Below are 18750 nucleotides of genomic sequence, written 5' to 3'. Positions count from 1 at the left end.
CCTTTCACTAAAAGAAACTTTTTACCATTTAACTATGACAAAAACCTTAAAAAAAAGAAAGAAAATTCTATGTTGTCAAAATAATTGAAATGTCTTATGATGGGTGTAGAACTAAATTTAAAAAGTAGTCATTTATTTTTTGGGCTAAAAATGAATGAGTGTTCATTCAATAGCTGAAGGAGGAAATAAGATGGCCATAACCATTCAAAAGGCTGCTGTATTAGGGTCTGGTGTGATGGGTGCAGGAATAGCAGCACACCTTGCGAATGTGGGAATTCCTACATTGCTCCTGGATATGGTGCCGAGGGAATTGTCAGATGTTGAAAAAGCCAAGGGTCTGACAGAAGAAAGTCCTCAGTACCGCAACAGGCTCACGCTCCAGGCAAAGGAACGCATGCTGAAACAAAAACCGGCACCACTGGCAGTGAAAGAGAATCTCGATTTAATTTCAGTGGGGAACTTTACAGATGATTTATCCAAACTGAATGACGTGGACTGGATTATTGAAGTAGTGGTGGAGCGGCTGGATGTAAAGCGCCAGATTTTCGAACAGGTGGAGCAGTTCAGGAAAAAAGGGTCGATCATAAGCTCTAACACTTCCGGAATCTCCGTTCAAGCAATGGCAATGGACCGGTCGGATGATTTCAAAAAGCATTTTCTGGGGACGCATTTCTTCAATCCGCCAAGATACTTAAAATTGTTGGAGATCATTCCAACGGGTGATACCAGCCCCGAAATTGTGTCCTTCATGAAGGGATTTGGGGAAAACATACTCGGCAAAGGCGTCGTTGTCGCTAAAGACACACCTAACTTTATTGCCAACCGGATTGGAACATACGGCCTGATGGTCACCGTACAGGAAATGATGAAGCAGGGATACAGTGTCGGTGAAATAGATTCTGTCACAGGACCGCTGATCGGCCGTCCGAAAAGTGCTACGTTCCGGACACTGGATGTGGTCGGACTGGACACTTTCCTGCATGTGGCAAAAAACGTGTATGACCAGGTGGAAGGCAAAGAAAAGGAAGTGTTTGATGTTCCGCCGTTTTTAAATGAGATGGTGGAAAAGGGATGGATGGGAAGCAAATCCGGCCAGGGCTTTTATCTGAAACAGAAGAGCAAGCAGGGAGGAGAAATCCTGGAGCTTGACCCTTCCACGCTGGAATACAAGCCGCGGCAAAAGCTGAAAACAGCTACGACAGAACAAGCGAAACAGCTGAAGACAACAGAGCAAAAAGTGAAAGCGCTTTTATATAGTAAAGACCGGGCAGGTGAGATGCTGTGGTCGATCGTCAAACCGGTATTGATCTACTCGGCAGAAAAAGCCTACGAAATTGCAGATGACATTGTTGCCATTGATAATGCCATGAAATGGGGCTTTGGCTGGGAGCATGGACCATTTGAAATCTGGGATGCCATTGGTGTCGATGAATCGGTCAAACGGATGGAACAAGAAGGGGAAACCGTTCCCGTCTGGATTCATGAGATGGTTGATGGCGGAAATCCTTCATTTTATAAGACTGAAAACGGTGAAGTATCGTTCTATCATAAAGGTGATTACAAAAAAGTCGATGAAAATCCAAAAACCGTTCATCTGTCACTGCTTAAAAATAAAGGCGGCCTCATCACGAAGAATACTGGCGCCAGCCTGATTGATATGGGCGATGGTGTCGCCTGCCTTGAATTTACATCACCGAACAATGCAATAGGGCCGGACATCATTATGATGGTTCATAAAGCGCTTGAGGAAGTGGAACGGAATTACGAGGGCCTTGTGATCGGAAACCAGGGCAAGAACTTCTGTGTCGGTGCCAACCTGATGCTGATCTTGATGGAAGCACAGGATGATAACTTTTTTGAACTCGATATGATGGTCCGTCAGTTCCAGAATACGATGAATATGGTCCGCTACAGCAAAAAGCCGGTGGTTACGGCAAACTTTGGCATGAGTCTTGGAGGCGGAGCGGAAATTTCCATGCCTGCAGCCGGGATGCAAATGTCCTCTGAAACGTATATGGGTCTCGTGGAAGTCGGCGTCGGGCTGATTCCTGGGGGAGGCGGAAACAAAGAGCTGCTGCGACGCCAGGTGGAACGCCTGCCAAAAGGTGCGAAGCTTGATCTGCAGGGAGTCGTTAATCAAGTCTTTGAAACCATCGCGATGGCCAAAGTCTCCACTTCTGCACAAGAAGCTGCAAAGCTTGGCTACCTGCGGCCTCAAGACGGTATTTCAGTAAATGGAGATCATCTGCTGAATGATGCCAAGCAGCGCGTGCTTTCCCTTGCAAAACAGGGCTATCAGCCGCCAAAGCGCGCAAAAATACCTGTTGTCGGTGAAGCAGGTTATGCGACCCTTTGTCTTGGCGCAGAAACGATGAGATTCGGGGGATATGTATCCGATCATGATTTGAAAATCGCGAAAAAGCTGGCTTTTGTGCTTGCAGGAGGAAGAGTTCCTGAAGGGACAATGGTCGATGAACAATATTTGCTGGATCTTGAACGGGAAGCCTTCCTGAGCCTTGCCGGAGAGCCAAAATCACAGGCAAGAATGCAGCACATGCTGACAAAAGGAAAACCGCTTCGCAACTAAAAGGAGGGGAAAACATGCTGAAAGATGCTGTAATCGTAGCAGGCGCAAGAACGCCGATTGGTAAAGCAAAAAAAGGATCCTTCGCTCAAATGCGGTCGGATGAGCTGGCAGCAATCACTGTAAAAGAAACACTGCGGCGTGCCGGCGGGTATGATGGTCCGATCGATGATCTTATTATGGGCTGTGCCATACCGGAAGCCGAGCAGGGAATGAACATGGCCCGGCTGATCGGTGCCCGCGCAGGTCTTCCGGATACCGTTCCTGCCATCACAGTCAACCGGTTCTGTTCATCAGGACTGCAAAGTATTGCTTATGGTGCAGAGAAAATCATGCTCGGCCATGCACAGGCTGTATTGGCCGGCGGAGCGGAATCGATGAGCCTTCTCCCGATGGAAGGACACGTGATCAAGCCCAATCCGCAGCTGGTGGAAACCGTCCCGCAATATTACATGGGCATGGGATTTACCGCTGAGGAAGTGGCCAAACGGTTTGGTGTGACACGGGAAGAGCAGGATGCGTTTGCGGTCAAAAGCCACCAAAACGCTGCACGTGCGATAAAGGAAGGAAGATTCAAGGATGAAATCGTTCCGGTTAACGTCACGAAACGGTGGCTGGGCGAAGACAATAAACTGAAAGAAAAAGAATTTACAGTTGATACGGATGAGGGTGTTCGTCCTGATACATCTATAGAAGGACTTGCACGGCTCCGGCCTGCTTTTTCAATCAACGGTTCGGTAACCGCAGGAAATGCTTCACAGACAAGCGACGGGGCGGCCACTGTACTTGTCATGGACCGCGAGAAAGCAGAAGCGGAAGGTCTGACTCCGCTTCTGAAATTCAGAAGCTTTGCAGTGGCAGGCGTACCTCCGGAGATCATGGGAATCGGCCCTGTCGCTGCTGTTCCAAAGGCGTTAAAGCTTGCGGGCCTGGAAGTGGCCGACATCGGATTATTTGAACTGAATGAAGCTTTTGCCTCTCAAGCCGTCCAGGTCATCCGGGAACTGGGACTGCCTGAAGACCGTGTGAATGTCAACGGCGGCGGAATCGCTCTCGGCCATCCGCTTGGATGCTCAGGAGCTAAACTTACGCTGACTCTTCTTCATGAGATGAAGAGAAGAGGAGAACAATTTGGGGTCGTAACCATGTGTATTGGCGGCGGGATGGGTGCTGCAGGCGTTTTTGAATTAGTGGGCTAATCCAAAACAGGAGGGAAAAAACATGTCTAACACAATGGAAAAAGTGTTTAAAGGCGGGAGCTTTTTAGTGGAGGATATTCAGGCTGAGGATCTTTTTACACCAGAAGATTTTTCAGAAGAACATTTAATGATCGCAAAAACGACTGAAGATTATGTTGTAAAAGAAGTTGTACCGCAGCTTGATAAAATCGAAAACCACCAATTTGATATATCAAGAAAGCTGTTGACCAAAGCGGGAGAACTGGGCTTGCTGGGTGCTGATGTTCCGGAAGCTTACGGCGGCCTTGAGCTCGATAAGATTTCATCATCGCTGATTACGGAAAAGTTCGCCCGAGCCAGAGGTTTCTCCCTAAGCTACGGGGCACACGTGGGAATCGGCTCTCTTCCTATAGTATTGTTTGGGAATGAAGATCAGAAACAACGATACCTTCCTGATCTGGCCACAGGGACCCGAATTGCCGCATATGCCCTGACAGAACCGGGATCAGGATCAGATGCCTTGGGGGCAAAAACCACTGCAAGGCTGAATGCAGAGGGTACACATTACGTCTTGAACGGGGAAAAGCAATGGATTACGAACTCCGCCTTTGCGGATGTATTCATTGTCTATGCGAAAATTGACGGCGAACAATTCTCTGCTTTTATCGTAGAGAGAGACTTCCCGGGGGTTTCCACCGGACCTGAAGAAAAGAAGATGGGAATCAAGGGCTCTTCCACAAGAACACTGATTCTCGAAGATGTTCCTGTACCAAAGGAAAACCTTCTCGGTGAAGCGGGAAGAGGCCATGTGATCGCATTTAACATTTTGAATATTGGACGCTACAAGCTTGCGGTAGGCTGCGTGGGCGGAGCAAAACGGGGAATTGAAGTCTCGGCCAAATATGCCAATGAGCGTTCACAGTTCAAACGTAAAATCAGTTCTTTCCCGCTCATTCAGGAAAAAATCGCCAACATGGCTGTCCAGACCTACGCTTCTGAAAGCTCGGTATACCGCACGGTCGGCCTTTTTGAAAAACGTCTGGGCGGACTGGATGCTGAGTCACAGCAAGATGGAAAAGAAGTGGCTAAAGCTATTGCAGAATATGCCATTGAGTGCTCTTTAAATAAATTCTTTGCCTCGGAAGTCCTTGATTATGTGGTGGATGAAGCAGTCCAGATTCATGGTGGCTATGGCTTCATGGCCGAATATGAAGTTGAGGGGGCATACAGGGATTCCCGTATCAACCGTATCTTTGAAGGAACCAATGAAATCAACCGGTTACTCGTTCCGGGGACACTTGTCCGAAAAGCGATGAAAGGTGAATTGCCGTTGATTGAAAAGGCAACTGCGCTTCAGAATGAATTAATGATGATGATGCCTCAGGAAGTGGGTACAGAACCGCTTGAACAGGAAAAGTATCTCGTCAGCATGGGCAAGAAAATCATTTTAATGGTAGCAGGTCTTGCGGTCCAAAAGTTTGGCCAGAAACTTGAACATCAACAGGAAATCCTTGCAAACCTTGCCGATATGGTAAGTGAGGTCTATGCGATGGAATCAACGGTATTGCGCACGGAAAAAGCCATTAACCGAACCAGCCTTGAGAAGAACACGCAAAAGCTGTTAATGACCCAGGTGTTCTCTCAGGAAGCATTTAACCGTATCGAAGCTCATGCCAAAGAATCGATTATCGGAGTGGAAGAAGGGGATACGCTTCGCATGATGCTTTCTGCTCTGCGCAAGCTCACACGCCACACACCGACCAATGTCATCAAGAAAAAACGTGAAATCGCTGCTGTTGTTTTGGAAGAAGAACGGTACGTTATTTAATTTTAATATTACACTGCCTTATCTTAAAAGTACTCTCTCACATTTGGCTCCGGTTTCTTGCCGGAGCATTTTTTTGTATGGATAATGATACAGCTGACGAGTAATTTCCCTTTACGTGGCAACACTATTTTGTGTTACTATGGAAAGGAAGGAGTGAAGCTGATGAGCCTGACTTTTTACCAGTATCCAAAATGCGGAACATGCCAGAAAGCAAAGAAATGGCTTGAAAATCATGATGTTCCATTCGATTCCGTGCATATCGTTGAAAATCCTCCTTCTAAAGAGGAAATCAAGGAGCTTGTATCCAAAAGCGGTCTGGAATTAAAAAAATTCTTTAACACGAGTGGCATGAAGTACAGAGAGCTCGGCGTAAAGGATAAAATCAAAAGTGCTTCCGAAGAGGAACTGCTTGAACTGCTGGCTTCTGACGGCATGCTGCTGAAGCGCCCGATCGCCACCGATGGAAAAAGCGTGACCGTCGGCTTTAAAGAAGATACATATCAACAGACTTGGGCATCAAAATAGTTGCTTAACTATAATAAATTTAATATTATAGTTATTATAAATAACAACAAACCCTGGAGGGATACGAAATGAATTTTCCAAAAGAATTGCGTTATTCAGAAGAACATGAATGGGTAAAAGTTGAAGAAGGAAATAAAGTAAGAATTGGTATTACCGATTTTGCACAAGATGAGCTGGGAGATATCGTATTCGTAGAACTTCCTGAAGTAGGAGACGAAATCAAAGCGGACGAGCCTTTTGGCAGCGTTGAATCCGTTAAAACGGTTTCTGAGCTTTATGCGCCTATTTCCGGTAAAGTGGTTGAGATTAATGAAGAGCTTGACGACAGCCCGGAACTAGTAAACGAATCTGCTTACGAAAAAGCGTGGATGATCGTGGTTGAAGCCTCTGATCTTTCTGAAACAGAAAACCTTATGTCAGCAGAACAATATGAGGAAATGACAAAAGAGGATTAATTCCTTACAAAAAAATTCAATGAGTAGCGCGCTTCTTTCCGGAGACAATATGAACATCTTCTCTGGAAGGAAGTGACCTCATTGAACATGAATGATGGTTCAAATCAAAAGGATACGAAATCAGATATTACTACCAATGTGTATGGAAAAATGGATTCAGGCTATATGTCCTTGTTCCATGATAACCAGAAAATCGGACGCGTCGTATTTTCCGATCAGGGCAATCAGTATGAAATGGCTGAAGGCTTTGAGTTCGATGCTGATAAAATCTATAAAAAGAACGATTCGGCAAAGGAATATCCCAAGAGCTATGTACAGGGATGCGACGAGGGCTGGTGTTAACAGCACCGCAAAATTTTAGTTTTAAAAAAGGACAAGCCCGGGGCTTGTCCTTTTTTGTTTAATTTTTTATATTAATCGTTGTTATTGCGGCTGTTACCGCCTTTTTGTCCGATTTCTCTGTAGAAGTCTTTGTCGTGGCTTTCGGAAGTAGCTTCTCCGCCTTTTTTACCGATTTCCTGATAAAAATCTTTATCATGGCTGTCGGCTGTGGACTCTCCGCCTTTTTTACCAATGTCCTGGTAGAAATCTTTATCGTGGCTGGAAGCGGTGGATTCTCCGCCCTTTTGTCCGATTTCCTGGTAGAAGTCTTTATCATGGCTTTCGGAAGTAGACTCTCCACCTTTTTTGCCGATCTCTTGATAGAAATCCTTGCCATGGGATTTAGCAGTCTTTTCTCCACCCATGCGACCTGCTTCTTCTCTACTCATTCCGTCTCTGTTGTTATTATTGTTTTTAGCCATTTCTAATTCCTCCTCTTATGGTAAAAAGTGATTTTCAACAGCTATTTGCTTTTGCTGTTGCTTAGAGAAACAATATCCCCTTTTCTGCTCCGTTAAACGATAATAGGAGAAGTTAGTACGATTTTCCTTACTCGGTTGCTGTCTTATGGTAAAAAGGTGGGAAAAGGCGTAAGGAGAGAGCAGTTTTATTAACATTTGAAAGAGGATTCTAATAAAATAAAGGGTATTATAATAACTAAGAGTAATATCAATCGTTTTAATACTTGTTCTTTAGAAGAAATAGGAGAGATGATTGATGGATAACAACAGTGATAAAGTAATAATCGTTGAAGGCAAATCTGATAAGGAAAAGCTGATATCCATACTGAATGAGCCAGTTGAAATTATATGTACAAATGGAACGATGGGGCTTTCACGCCTCGAAGAGCTCGCTATCGAGATTGAAAACAGAGATGTATATATATTGGTCGATGCAGATGAAGCGGGTGTAAAACTGCGTAAAATGCTGCAGCGAGAACTTCCGAACGCCGAACATTTATATGTTCATAAGATGTACCGCGAAGTGGCAAAAACACCACTGATGTACCTTGCGAATATTTTGCTGGGTGCCCGTTTTATAATAAATAAAAATTGTTTGGGATAGGAGGAATGTATGTACCGCTTTTGCCTGATGATGCTGCTGATCATGACTGCAACTGCATGTTCGTCTGAGGAAGCCGGGAAAAAAGAAAAGCGAACACAAGAAAAAACAAAGATTCTGGCCCAAAATCTAAATGTTCCCTGGCAGCTGGATTTTTATAACGGGGAGACCTATATATCTGAAAGAACCGGAATGATGACAAAAGTGACCGGGCAAGGAAAGAAGATCCCTGTGTCATTGACGTTGTCCAAAAAGGTCCTTTCTGAAGGAGAAGGAGGCTTCCTGGGCTTTGTATTCGATCCTGAGGCCGGGGAGAATCACAGGGCGTATGCCTACTACACTTACAGGGAAAAGGGAAAGGTATACAACCGAATCATATCTTTAAAAACAGGACAGGATTCCTTGAAGGAAGAACGTGTACTGCTTGAAAAAATACCGGGCGGTTCCATTCATAATGGCGGAAGAATCAAATTTGGACCGGATGGGAAGCTGTATGCCACAACCGGAGATTCAGGAGACGATTCGCTTGCCCAGGAAAAGGACAGTCTCGGAGGAAAGATTTTAAGAATGAACGCTGATGGATCCATACCAAAAGATAACCCTTTTACCGATTCCTATGTGTATTCATACGGACACCGCAATCCACAGGGACTCGCATGGGAGGGTAAGAAAATGTTTTCGAGTGAACATGGTTCAACCAATTATGACGAAATAAACGTGATTAAAGCAGGAAAAAATTACGGATGGCCGGTCATAAAAGGGGATGAATCCAAAGAAAACATGGAAAAGCCTCTTCTTCATTCGGATAGAGAGACATGGGCACCGTCTGGTATTGCCGTTAAGGACAGCAAGATTTACATCGCCAGTTTGCGTGGAGAAAAGATTTTCAGGGTAAATACCTCTGGCAAGCAGATGGAAACGGTGGCCAGCAATTACGGACGTCTCAGGGATGTTCAAGTCCACAACGGATCGCTTTATTTCATAACGAATAATAAAGATGGCAGAGGAACACCGAAAAAAAATGATGACAAGATGCTTGAAATGAGCAGTTTTTAAAGGATTGGGGAGAAGTATGAAGGATTTAACCAACTTAGAGACAAGGGAATATATTGAGCAGTCGGCAGAGGAGCCCGCGGCTCTCTATATTCAAACACCACTTTGCGGCACCTGTAAAATGGGCAGGCGGATGCTCGAGATTACATTGGAAGCTGTAAACCAGCCTGGGATAAAGCAGCCAAAAGTCGGCGCAATCAATTTAAATGCGATGCCTGAACTGGCTGAGAACTACAACATTACAAGTGTGCCATGCCTGTTGTTTTTAAACCGCGGGATTGCCGTACGCAAGATTTATGCCATGCAATCTGTTGATTTTTTGTATCAAAACCTAAAAAAGTACCTGTAAAAGGCACATTCAGTGTCTTTTATTCTTTTTTAGGGGGTATTTTCTCATGCAATACATGGTTAATGTGGTAAAATAAAACAAAAATATGTAAATCGTTTTACACAGATTTTCAGCTGCAAAATCAAATAAAGATCCCTTGAATAAGCGATGATACCAAGCTAGACAGTGCTTTCTGACAATGGATGGGACGTAAGGCCGGGTTGGAGTTTTTCAAAAAGGTAACAGAAAGATTACAAAAAGTGGCCAGTCCTGTAATATTGTTATACAACTGTATCCTACAAACCTACAAATCAATGGTATAAATGTATAGGAGAGCTTGAAACTTGTATGCTCCTGTCGACTTTTGCGGAAATTTCGAACCCGAAAGTTAAACAACCTGATTTAAGAGGTGAAATAATGTCTACTGCATTGGTATCAACATTAAAAAACAACACTATAAATAATCTTGAAGATAAAGTAATGATCATTCAAAAAGGAAATGATTTTTTACGGGATGAACTGATCGAAGCCTATCAGCCCTTTATTAAAAAGGTGACGTCTAAGGTTTGCAGTCAATATATAGATCGAACAATGGACGAATTTAGTGTAGGTCTCTATGCCTTCAATGAAGCGATTGATCAATATCAGGAGGGACAGGGAAGCCGGTTCCTTTCTTTTGCTGATATGGTAATCCGCAGAAGAGTGATTGATTATATTCGTAAAGAAGTAAGGCAAAATCGGTTAATTTATCTTCAGCCTGATGAAGAAGACGAAGAAGGCCGTGTAGAGGACAGCTATGCTGAGCAAAAAGCGGCAATGGATCATTATGAAGAAAGCATCCAGGCTGAAAATCGAGTATATGAAATTGAAGAATACCAAAAACTGCTCAAAGATTTCAGCTTAAACTTCAAAGTGCTGAGCAAACATTGCCCGAAGCACGTTGATGCACGTGAAAATGCGAAAGAAATTGCCCGGCTGCTTGTTGAGAACCGGGAAATGGCAGAATTTTTGTTGGAGAAAAAACAACTTCCCATAAAAGATTTGTTGAGCATGGTCTCCTGCAGTCGTAAAACAATAGAACGGAATCGAAAGTATATAATAGCGGTATCGCTAATATATTTGGGGGACTTTAAAGCATTGAAGTCTTATATTCAGCCTTAAATAAGGGGAAGTTAAACGGTTGTAATTATTTGTGGAGTCTAAAACCGGCTGCATGATGGTTATGATACGAAGCAGATCCTTCGCCTTCAGGGGGGATATGTGGAATGAAGAACGGTATTTTAATGGAAGTTAAGAAAGGAAAAGCGATTCTTTTAACAAAAGACGGATCGTTTATCTCGGTTAAACTGCCAAAAGGAAAAAAACTTGTGCCTGGAATGGAATATGACGTCTCCAGTTTATACAGAAGCCGGACACGCCGCTTTTTTCTTCCTACACTTTCAGTAACTATAGGAGCACTGCTCATATTTGTGTTATTTTCGGGTGTAAATCCCTTAAGCCGCAACGACGAAACTGTTGCGGCTTATGTAAGTTTTGACGTCAATCCGAGCCTTGAGGCTGCGGTTAATGAAAACCTTCAGGTCATCCATGTGAAAGCATTCAATACTGAAGGAGAGAATCTGGTCAACTCCCTCCAGTATGCGAAGGATATCAGCCTTTTTCAATTTGCTTCTTCCGTTTTCAATGCTTATGACCAGCAAGGATATCTGTCCAAGAATCCTGATGTTCTGATTGCATCTACTGTTGTCGATCAAAGCAACAAGAAAGTATCAGCATCAATCCAGGAAGCAGTAACAGCCATCAAACGCAATGCATCCTTCTATAATAAAAAAGCTGCCATCGTAATCAAGAAGCTGGATGTGAAAAAGCGAAATGCCGCAAAGAAAAATGGAGTATCGCCAGGGAAATATTTGCTTTATCTTGATGCGAAACAAAAGCACAATCCGCTTTCTTTAAAAGATGTTAAAAAAATGTCATTTTCCGACCTGAAAAAAAAGGTGGAGAAAAAAAATGATCAGCAACAGGAAAAACGCAAAGAAAAGATAGAAGTTCCTGAAAAAGTATTACGGAACGACAGAGATCTCCAGCCTGAAAAGATTCATGTAGAAAAAGTGGATAAACAACCATCCCAAAAGCCGGTAACGGAAGAACAGAGCTTAAAGAAACAAGGAAAGAAAAAAGCGAACACGCTGCAAAATAATAATAAAAAAGTAAATGTTAAGTCTGCAGAACCTGTAAAGCACAAACAGCAGAAACCTGCCAAGCAAAAGCAGGATAATTTGAAAGTGACTGCACAAAGTAAACCGGTTAAGGTCCATCCCGTCGGCCCTGATAAAGATCAACACCATAAAAAATTGAAGACACCACCGGGACACAGCCATCCTAACGAATCTAAAAAGGAGCCCTCTTCGCAGGCTCCGCCTAAAAGCCAAAAAAAGATGAAGGTTAAAACAGTACCTGTTCATGAGAATAAGAACAAGATGAACAAAGGTAAAAGCGATCTACAAAAGCAGCGGAATCATCATGAAAAAAAGAGGGACAGAGGCCATGCTCCACCTCCACCCAAAAACAAAAAGAAACCTCCGGGCCCTCCTCCTCATGCTAAAAAGAAAGTAAGCTAAAAATCGACAGATGCCGTGTGAACTGTCGAAGGATCCTTACAGGAAGAAGATTCCTCCTCCACGAATTTCTTTAAAAGGGATTTTATGAGGGGGATGTTTCATGAATTGGGACCTATGGGCGGATCATATTCAAAGAACAGACTTTCTAAAGCCCCTTGTCGGCATGCAAAAGGCAAGGGTGACACCGGAAGAGCAAACGGTTTGTTTCACTTTTACCAATACCATTACAGGGCAGGAAAGAAACATCCTGGTTTCAGGCAGTACTGAAGATATACGGCTTGTTTGCACGGGTGAGTGTCATCTGGGCAAGCTGATTAAACAAGGGAAGCTGTCTTTTACAGGTACATACAGAGAACAGTTGAAACTCGAATCGTTATTGTACTTGGCCCGAAGTGAACGATGCCGGGCAGGAGAAATGGTTTGACAGTAAAAGTACGTGATGATAAAATCCATACAGCAAGTTGAAAACTTAAAATATTTCGTTCTTATCGCGAGAGGTGGAGGGACTGGCCCGATGAAACCCGGCAACCGTTAAACAGATGTTCTGTTTAAAATGGTGCCAATTCCTGCAAAGCATATGCTTTGGGAGATGAGAGAATGGTGCATATAAACGAATGCCCTTCTGCTCATATTCGCAGAAGGGCATTTTTTAGAAAGTGAGGAATTCAGTCTTTTGATAACTTTAGATGCAGTCCGCAAGATCTTTAAAACGAAAGACGGTCCGGTCAATGCGGTGGACCAGGTGGATCTTTCAATAGAGCAAGGTGAAATTTTCGGAATAATTGGATACAGCGGCGCCGGGAAAAGTACGCTGATCCGTATGCTCAACATGCTGGAAAGGCCGACGAGCGGAAGTGTAACGGTAGCCGGTAAGGATTTGTCTAAGCTGACCAAGGCCGAACTTCGGAAAGCCCGTCAGGAAATCAGCATGATTTTTCAGCATTTTAATTTGCTTTGGTCCCGTACCGTTAGAGAAAACATTGCGTTCCCTCTTGAAATTGCCGGGATCGGTAAAGCTGAGCGGTTAAAAAGGGTTGACGAACTGATTAAGCTCGTCGGACTCGAAGGCCGGGGAGAATCCTATCCTTCCCAGCTGAGCGGAGGACAAAAGCAGAGGGTCGGTATTGCCCGGGCATTGGCCAATAATCCAAAAGTGCTTCTTTGTGATGAAGCGACATCGGCGCTTGATCCAAAAACCACCGACAGCATCCTCAATCTGCTCGTTGAAATAAATGAAAAACTCGGATTGACGATTGTTCTCATTACACATGAAATGCATGTGATCCGGAAGATCTGTCATCGGGTGGCTGTTATGGAAAACGGAAGAGTGGTAGAACAGGGGCCGGTGCTGGACGTATTCCGTCATCCTTCTGAAGAAATTACGAAGGATTTTGTGAAGCAGGTCACAGAACCAGAAGAAACTACGGATCTGATTAAACAACTGGCTTTTGAAAAGCCTCAATATAAAATTGTGCAGCTGACATTTGTGGGAGGAAAAGCCGAGCAGCCCGTTATCACGGATGTTATCCGCAAATTTAATGTACAAATCAACATTCTGCAGGGCAAGGTTTCGCAAACGCAAAAAGGGGCATATGGAACATTGTATATCCAGCTTGTAGGAGCTGACCGCGAGGTTTCTGAAGCGATCAGCTACATGAACCAGCAGCAGGTAGAAGTGGAGGTGGTTTCTTATGAGTAATCTTTTCCCGAATGTTGAATGGGATGTGATGCTGACCTCTACAGGCCAGACACTGTACATGACTGCAGTGGCTGTCATTGCCACCTTCATTATTGGCTTATTTTTAGGATTGGCTTTGTTTCTTACGGGTAAAGGGAATCTGTGGGACAACCGGTTTTTTAATGTGCTAACAGCAGCGATCGTTAACATTTTCCGTTCGATACCCTTTATCATCTTAATCATTTTGCTTATCCCATTTACGCTCTTTTTGGTTGGTTCCATGCTTGGCGCAAATGCGGCGCTGCCGGCACTGATCATTGGGGCAGCACCGTTTTATGCCCGAATGGTGGAGATCGCTCTCCGCGAAGTGGATAAAGGAGTCATTGAAGCTGCAAAGTCCATGGGGTCCAGCAATACCCAAATCATATTTAAGGTACTTATCCCCGAAAGCTTGCCTGCATTAATTTCAGGCATCACCGTAACCTCTATCGCACTTGTCGGCTATACTGCCATGGCCGGTGTGGTTGGAGCTGGCGGTTTGGGGGACCGGGCATTCCTTGACGGCTTCCAGCGTTCGCAGAATGATGTGACGTTCGTTGCCACTGTTATTATTTTAATCATCGTCTTTCTTATCCAATTTATCGGGGATACGATTACCCGGCGTCTGGATAAAAGATAAAAATTGACTATCAGGAGGAACATCATGAAGAAAATCATTACACTCGTTCTTTTGCTTGCCATGACAACAGCACTCGCTGCTTGCGGTGCCAATGGCGGAGGAGACAAAAAGCTTGCTAAAGACAAAATTGTCGTTGGTGCATCCAATGTTCCGCATGCGGAAATTCTTGAACAGGCTGTACCGTTAATGAAGAAAAAAGGAATCGATCTTGAAATCAAAAAGTTTCAGGACTATGTACTGCCCAACAAAGCTCTAGCGAACAAAGAGATTGATGCGAACTACTTTCAGCATATTCCTTATCTGGAATCACAAATGAAGGATAACAAAAACTACAAGTTTGAAAATGCGGGCGGAATTCATATCGAGCCGATTGGCGTGTATTCCAAAAAGTATAAAGCATTAAAGGATCTTCCAAAGGGCGCCACCATTATTATGAGTAACTCCGTGGCTGATCATGGCCGCATGCTGTCACTTCTTGAAAAAGAAGGACTTATTACGCTTAAAAAAGGGAAAGGCTATAATGCCCAAATCAAAGATATTGCGAAAAATCCAAAGAATCTTAAATTCAAAGCAGACGTTGAAGCAGGACTTCTTCCAAAAGCCTACCAAAATGGCGAAGGTGACGCAGTTCTGATCAACACCAACTATGCGATTGATGCGGGATTAAATCCTCAAAAAGATGCGATTGCACTTGAAGGAGCAGATTCTCCGTTCGTCAATATTATCGCTGTACGCAAAGGCGATAAAGATGCTAAAACAGTGAAAACCTTAGTAGAGGTTCTTCATTCAAAAGAGATCCAGGATTTCATCAAGAAGAAGTACAAAGGTGCGGTTGTACCTGTAAACAAATAAGATGCCCTAAAAGGACAGCCACAGGCTGTTCTTTTTTTTGTCCATTGTTAATAAAGTTAGATGACTTCTATTTAACCAATCAGGGAGGGGTGCAAGATGGACGTTCAACAGCCGGCGGGATTTTGGATCAGGGTAGGAGCCTGTTTGCTGGATGGAATCATTATCGGTATTCCATTAGCCATCATCGGATTTTTAATTACGGGAGATTTTGCTTCAGATCAACCCGGAGAGAATTGGTATCTTGATATCATCAGTCTTCTCTATGCCTTGCTGCTCCCCATTTATTGGCATGGCTATGTGGTTGGAAAAAGAATCTGTGGGGTGCGTGTCGTTAAAGCTGATGGCAGCAGGCTGGGGATCGGCGCCATGCTACTGAGGGTTCTGGTCGGTGGTATCATTTATGTAGTAACACTTGGAATCGGATTGATCGTCAGTGCTTTTATGGTGGGTATAAGAAAAGATAAAAGAAGCATTCATGATTTTATCGCTGGAACCTATGTTACCCATCTTCCGCCCCAAAATGAAGGATAAGCAAAAAGACGGCGCCCAGGTCCGGGCGCCGTTTTTTAAAAATTTTTGTAGGCTTTTTATTGAAGAAAATAGTTGATTGGAGTGGAAGGTGCGAGACTCCTACGGGATTAGCGGGACAGGTGAGACTACAGGCTCACCGCCCGCCCCGAGGAAAGCGAGCATCCTGAAACGGAAATCAACTGGCAACGAAGATTTTTCACAAAGATGTTTTCATTTTAACGTAATGGAGGTAATCTCCGGCCGGCAAAAGAAGCGGAAGGGGAGATGGGTCGTTCCCATTCCTCTGTTGGTGTACAGATGTTTCTCTTCTGACTCGTAATGGCCGGTGTGATATTTTCTTCCCATGCGTGACGTGATAATGGGCCCGTACAGCGGCATCCGCACCTGCCCGCCGTGGCTGTGGCCCGACAGTTGAAGATCGATGGGGAATTTTGAGCTTACCTTAAAATAATCAGGTTCATGAGCCAGAAGAAGAGTAAATTGATCCTCCGGAATACCCTCCAGAGACTTCTCTATATCTGCATCTCCTTGCAAGTAATCATCCATGCCGGCAATATAGAAGTTGTCATTCCCCTTGGTAAGTTTTCTGTTCTCATTTACAAGCAGATCAAAGCCGCTTTTTCTCAATAGCTCATCGATTGTGTCGATGTTTTCAAGGTAATCATGGTTTCCAAGCACAGCAAATTTCCCCAGTGGAGCATCGATGCTTTTTAAGCCCGGTATGCTTTTTACCGCCGACCTGCGGGAACGCTTTGAATTGACCAGGTCTCCAGTAAAAATCACAAGATCCGGTTTTAGCTCCTGTATTTTTTCAGCCATCTTATTGATGTGTCTTGCCCTGAAATGGAACCCCAGGTGGAAATCACTGATTTGAACAATATGAAGTCCCTTAAACGCATCAGGAAGATGCGGCAGCTTGATGGTCACTTTTTTAATGTCAAACCAGTAAGGTTCAATAAATGAAGAATAAAATGCGGCAGTTCCTGCTGCAGCTGCTAGTGTCCCTAATCCAACAGATCCGGCAATCAATGATTTCTTAACTTTTTCTTCTTCCATCCTTTTCTCCTTCTGTTTCTAAAAATTCTTTGTTTAATTTCTCTCATTATATTCCCTTTTTAAGGAGAAATAAAAATTATGGCTGGAAAAAGTGAAGGGCATAAGAAAAGAAGCAATAACTCATACTAAGGCTTGTCTACTTTAAGTACAGGAGGATCAGGACATATGGAACATCAAGAAATGCCAGGAAAAAATTCCACCCAATTTCACTTGATCAGGTATAAGGAAGGTCTTGGAAAGTACACGGATCATATGCCGGAACTGGCTCATTCCTACAACGAATTTACCCGGAACTGTTTTAAAGAGGGGGAAATCTCGGAGAAACACAAGCAATTGATTGCACTGGGAATCAGCATTTGCGCCCAGGACGAATATTGCATTATTTATCACACAAAAGGATGTCTGGACCAGGGAGCAAGTGAAAATGAAATCCTGGAAGCAGTTGGAGTGGCTGCGGCTTTTGGCGGAGGAGCAGCGATGAGCCAAGGAGTGACACTGGTTCAGGAGTGCATCCAGGAATTAAATAATCCCATGCATTAAAAGAAGTTCCTGAGGGAGCTTCTTTTTTTCGTTTTTCAGAAAATGGGAGAATTGGTGAGGATATAACCGCATTTATAAGGATATAGCAGGCATTGAGGGTATGGGGGTTCATACCCTTTTCGTCTTTTTTATATCACATCATATGGAAATTGATGTGATATAACATGTTTGTTAGGATAACTGTAGTTCACAATAAGTGTTCATAACACGAAAGGATGATTTATTATTCACTCGATTAAAGTTAACCATACTGCTGAAATGGAAAAGGCTATGCACAAGAATCATGGCATTGGTTACGCTGAGTATGAACGCAACCTTGACAAACGATTGGACATTGAACAGGAACGTGAAAAAGAATATCAAAAAAGTTTAGAAGTAAGTAATGAAATGGAACGGAAAATCCTATAGTATATGAAGAGAGGTCAGCATTCAATCTTGGATGCTGATTTTCTATGTGGTTTATCTTTTCCCTAAAAGCCCCTAAGGTTGAAGATAAAATAAATTTGTTATAATATTAGAATGAGAATAAATTGAGAATGGAATGAGAGAAGCTTTCATTCTTGTTCACATTAACAATATATTTCATTGAAATATAAGATGGAGGTAAATGCATATGTCTACACCAAACTTAAAGATTGAAAACCTGCGGGTTTCTATCGAAGACAAGGAAATTATTAAAGGGTTAAACCTTGAGATAAATGGCGGAGAAATCCATGCAATCATGGGACCGAACGGAACAGGTAAATCCACTTTATCCTCTGCGTTAATGGGACACCCGAAATATCATGTAACAGAGGGTGATGTTTCATTCAACGGTGAAGACCTTTTTGAGATGGAAGTGGATGAACGTGCAAAAGCAGGTCTTTTCCTGGCGATGCAATACCCAAGTGAAGTAAGCGGTATTACGAATGCAGACTTTTTGCGCTCTGCAATTAATGCTCGCCGTGAAGAAGGCCAAGAAATCTCTCTCATGAAATTTATCCGTGAACTTGATAAGAAAATGGAGCTTCTAGAAATGGACAGCTCATTTGCACACCGTTATTTGAATGAAGGCTTCTCCGGCGGTGAAAAGAAACGCAACGAAATTCTTCAATTAATGATGATTGAACCAAAAATTGCGATTCTTGATGAAATTGACTCCGGTCTTGACATTGATGCGCTTAAAGTGGTTGCCAAGGGCATAAATGAAATGAGAAACCCTGAGTTTGGATGCTTGATCATCACTCACTACCAGCGTTTGCTTAACTACATTACTCCGGATAAAGTCCATGTAATGATGCAAGGCCGCATTGTTAAATCAGGAGGACCTGAACTTGCGCAGCGCCTTGAAGCAGAAGGCTATGACTGGATTAAAGAAGAACTAGGAATCGAAGACGAAACTGTTGGCCAAGAGGCGTAA

At 43.5% G+C, this 18750-nt stretch carries 21 protein-coding genes and 1 riboswitch; of the genes, 19 read left to right on the top strand and 2 right to left on the bottom strand.

Going from position 1 to position 18750, the window contains the following annotated elements:
* Positions 1–190: 190 nt before the first annotated feature.
* From QYB97_RS13915 to QYB97_RS13890, 6 genes are all read left to right on the top strand, one after another.
* Positions 191–2587 (top strand): 3-hydroxyacyl-CoA dehydrogenase/enoyl-CoA hydratase family protein, encoded by a 2397-nt coding sequence (locus tag QYB97_RS13915; protein ID WP_301166608.1) that lies wholly within the window; start codon positions 191–193, stop codon positions 2585–2587.
* A 17-nt stretch (positions 2588–2604) separates the two neighbouring features.
* Entirely contained in the window at positions 2605–3783 is a 1179-nt protein-coding gene (locus QYB97_RS13910) for an acetyl-CoA C-acetyltransferase (protein WP_301166799.1), read from the top strand.
* A 22-nt stretch (positions 3784–3805) separates the two neighbouring features.
* Positions 3806–5590, top strand: a complete 1785-nt coding sequence (locus QYB97_RS13905; RefSeq protein WP_301166607.1) for an acyl-CoA dehydrogenase family protein — start codon at positions 3806–3808, stop codon at positions 5588–5590.
* A 162-nt stretch (positions 5591–5752) separates the two neighbouring features.
* The gene (locus tag QYB97_RS13900) at positions 5753–6115 is read left to right on the top strand and encodes an arsenate reductase family protein (RefSeq protein ID WP_301166606.1); all 363 of its coding nucleotides are present in this window, start codon (positions 5753–5755) and stop codon (positions 6113–6115) included.
* 68 nt (positions 6116–6183) lie between these two features.
* A complete protein-coding gene (gene gcvH, locus QYB97_RS13895; RefSeq protein ID WP_061972160.1) occupies positions 6184–6570 on the top strand; it encodes a glycine cleavage system protein GcvH in 387 nt (128 codons plus the stop codon).
* An 87-nt stretch (positions 6571–6657) separates the two neighbouring features.
* Positions 6658–6912: a YusG family protein gene (locus tag QYB97_RS13890; RefSeq protein WP_301166798.1), complete on the top strand. Its 255-nt coding sequence runs from the start codon at positions 6658–6660 to the stop codon at positions 6910–6912.
* Between the two features lie 71 nt (positions 6913–6983).
* On the opposite strand, the gene QYB97_RS13885 is transcribed toward QYB97_RS13890, so the two are convergent.
* Positions 6984–7373: a KGG domain-containing protein gene (locus tag QYB97_RS13885; protein WP_301166605.1), complete on the bottom strand. Its 390-nt coding sequence runs from the start codon at positions 7371–7373 to the stop codon at positions 6984–6986.
* Between the two features lie 295 nt (positions 7374–7668).
* Here QYB97_RS13885 and QYB97_RS13880 point away from each other — a divergent pair, with 295 nt between their 5' ends.
* The 10 genes from QYB97_RS13880 (at position 7669) to QYB97_RS13835 (ending at position 15755) form a co-directional block, all read left to right on the top strand.
* Positions 7669–8016, top strand: a complete 348-nt coding sequence (locus QYB97_RS13880) for a toprim domain-containing protein (RefSeq protein WP_301166604.1) — start codon at positions 7669–7671, stop codon at positions 8014–8016.
* A gap of 9 nt (positions 8017–8025) precedes the next feature.
* Positions 8026–9069, top strand: coding sequence for a PQQ-dependent sugar dehydrogenase (locus tag QYB97_RS13875; RefSeq protein WP_301166603.1), 1044 nt, complete (start codon positions 8026–8028; stop codon positions 9067–9069).
* A 16-nt stretch (positions 9070–9085) separates the two neighbouring features.
* Entirely contained in the window at positions 9086–9415 is a 330-nt protein-coding gene (locus tag QYB97_RS13870; protein ID WP_301166602.1) for a thioredoxin family protein, read from the top strand.
* 396 nt (positions 9416–9811) lie between these two features.
* Positions 9812–10555, top strand: a complete 744-nt coding sequence (gene sigI, locus QYB97_RS13865) for an RNA polymerase sigma-I factor (RefSeq protein WP_301166601.1) — start codon at positions 9812–9814, stop codon at positions 10553–10555.
* 104 nt (positions 10556–10659) lie between these two features.
* Positions 10660–12015: an anti-sigma factor domain-containing protein gene (locus tag QYB97_RS13860; RefSeq protein WP_301166600.1), complete on the top strand. Its 1356-nt coding sequence runs from the start codon at positions 10660–10662 to the stop codon at positions 12013–12015.
* A 100-nt stretch (positions 12016–12115) separates the two neighbouring features.
* The gene (locus QYB97_RS13855) at positions 12116–12439 is read left to right on the top strand and encodes an SCP2 sterol-binding domain-containing protein (protein ID WP_301166599.1); all 324 of its coding nucleotides are present in this window, start codon (positions 12116–12118) and stop codon (positions 12437–12439) included.
* Positions 12440–12497: 58 nt separating this feature from the next.
* Positions 12498–12611: riboswitch (SAM riboswitch) on the top strand.
* 77 nt (positions 12612–12688) lie between these two features.
* A complete protein-coding gene (locus QYB97_RS13850) occupies positions 12689–13714 on the top strand; it encodes a methionine ABC transporter ATP-binding protein (protein ID WP_301166598.1) in 1026 nt (341 codons plus the stop codon).
* On the top strand, positions 13707–14372 hold the full coding sequence (locus QYB97_RS13845; RefSeq protein ID WP_301166597.1) for a methionine ABC transporter permease: 666 nt from the start codon (positions 13707–13709) through the stop codon (positions 14370–14372). The genes QYB97_RS13850 and QYB97_RS13845 overlap by 8 nt, the downstream gene beginning before the upstream one ends.
* Before the next feature lie 24 nt (positions 14373–14396).
* On the top strand, positions 14397–15224 hold the full coding sequence (locus QYB97_RS13840; protein ID WP_301166596.1) for a MetQ/NlpA family ABC transporter substrate-binding protein: 828 nt from the start codon (positions 14397–14399) through the stop codon (positions 15222–15224).
* Between the two features lie 96 nt (positions 15225–15320).
* Positions 15321–15755 carry an RDD family protein gene (locus QYB97_RS13835; protein WP_301166595.1) on the top strand — a complete coding sequence of 145 codons (435 nt, stop codon included), beginning with the start codon at positions 15321–15323 and terminating at the stop codon, positions 15753–15755.
* Positions 15756–15965: 210 nt separating this feature from the next.
* Here the strand turns inward: QYB97_RS13835 and QYB97_RS13830 are convergent, their stop codons facing one another.
* Positions 15966–16811, bottom strand: a complete 846-nt coding sequence (locus tag QYB97_RS13830) for a metallophosphoesterase (protein WP_301166594.1) — start codon at positions 16809–16811, stop codon at positions 15966–15968.
* 165 nt (positions 16812–16976) lie between these two features.
* On the opposite strand from QYB97_RS13830, the gene QYB97_RS13825 reads away from it, so the two are divergent.
* The 3 genes from QYB97_RS13825 to sufC all read left to right on the top strand — a co-directional run bounded on the left by QYB97_RS13825 (position 16977) and on the right by sufC (position 18750).
* Entirely contained in the window at positions 16977–17351 is a 375-nt protein-coding gene (locus tag QYB97_RS13825; RefSeq protein ID WP_301166593.1) for a carboxymuconolactone decarboxylase family protein, read from the top strand.
* 258 nt (positions 17352–17609) lie between these two features.
* Entirely contained in the window at positions 17610–17759 is a 150-nt protein-coding gene (locus tag QYB97_RS25295) for a YuzK family famiily protein (RefSeq protein ID WP_206738150.1), read from the top strand.
* Between the two features lie 205 nt (positions 17760–17964).
* Positions 17965–18750: a Fe-S cluster assembly ATPase SufC gene (sufC, locus tag QYB97_RS13820; protein WP_301166592.1), complete on the top strand. Its 786-nt coding sequence runs from the start codon at positions 17965–17967 to the stop codon at positions 18748–18750.

It is taken from the genome of Fictibacillus fluitans (assembly GCF_030418125.1).
Taxonomy (GTDB): domain Bacteria; phylum Bacillota; class Bacilli; order Bacillales; family Fictibacillaceae; genus Fictibacillus_C; species Fictibacillus_C fluitans.
Note: the sequence above shows the minus strand (reverse complement) of the source record. Positions and strands in the feature narration are given on the sequence as shown.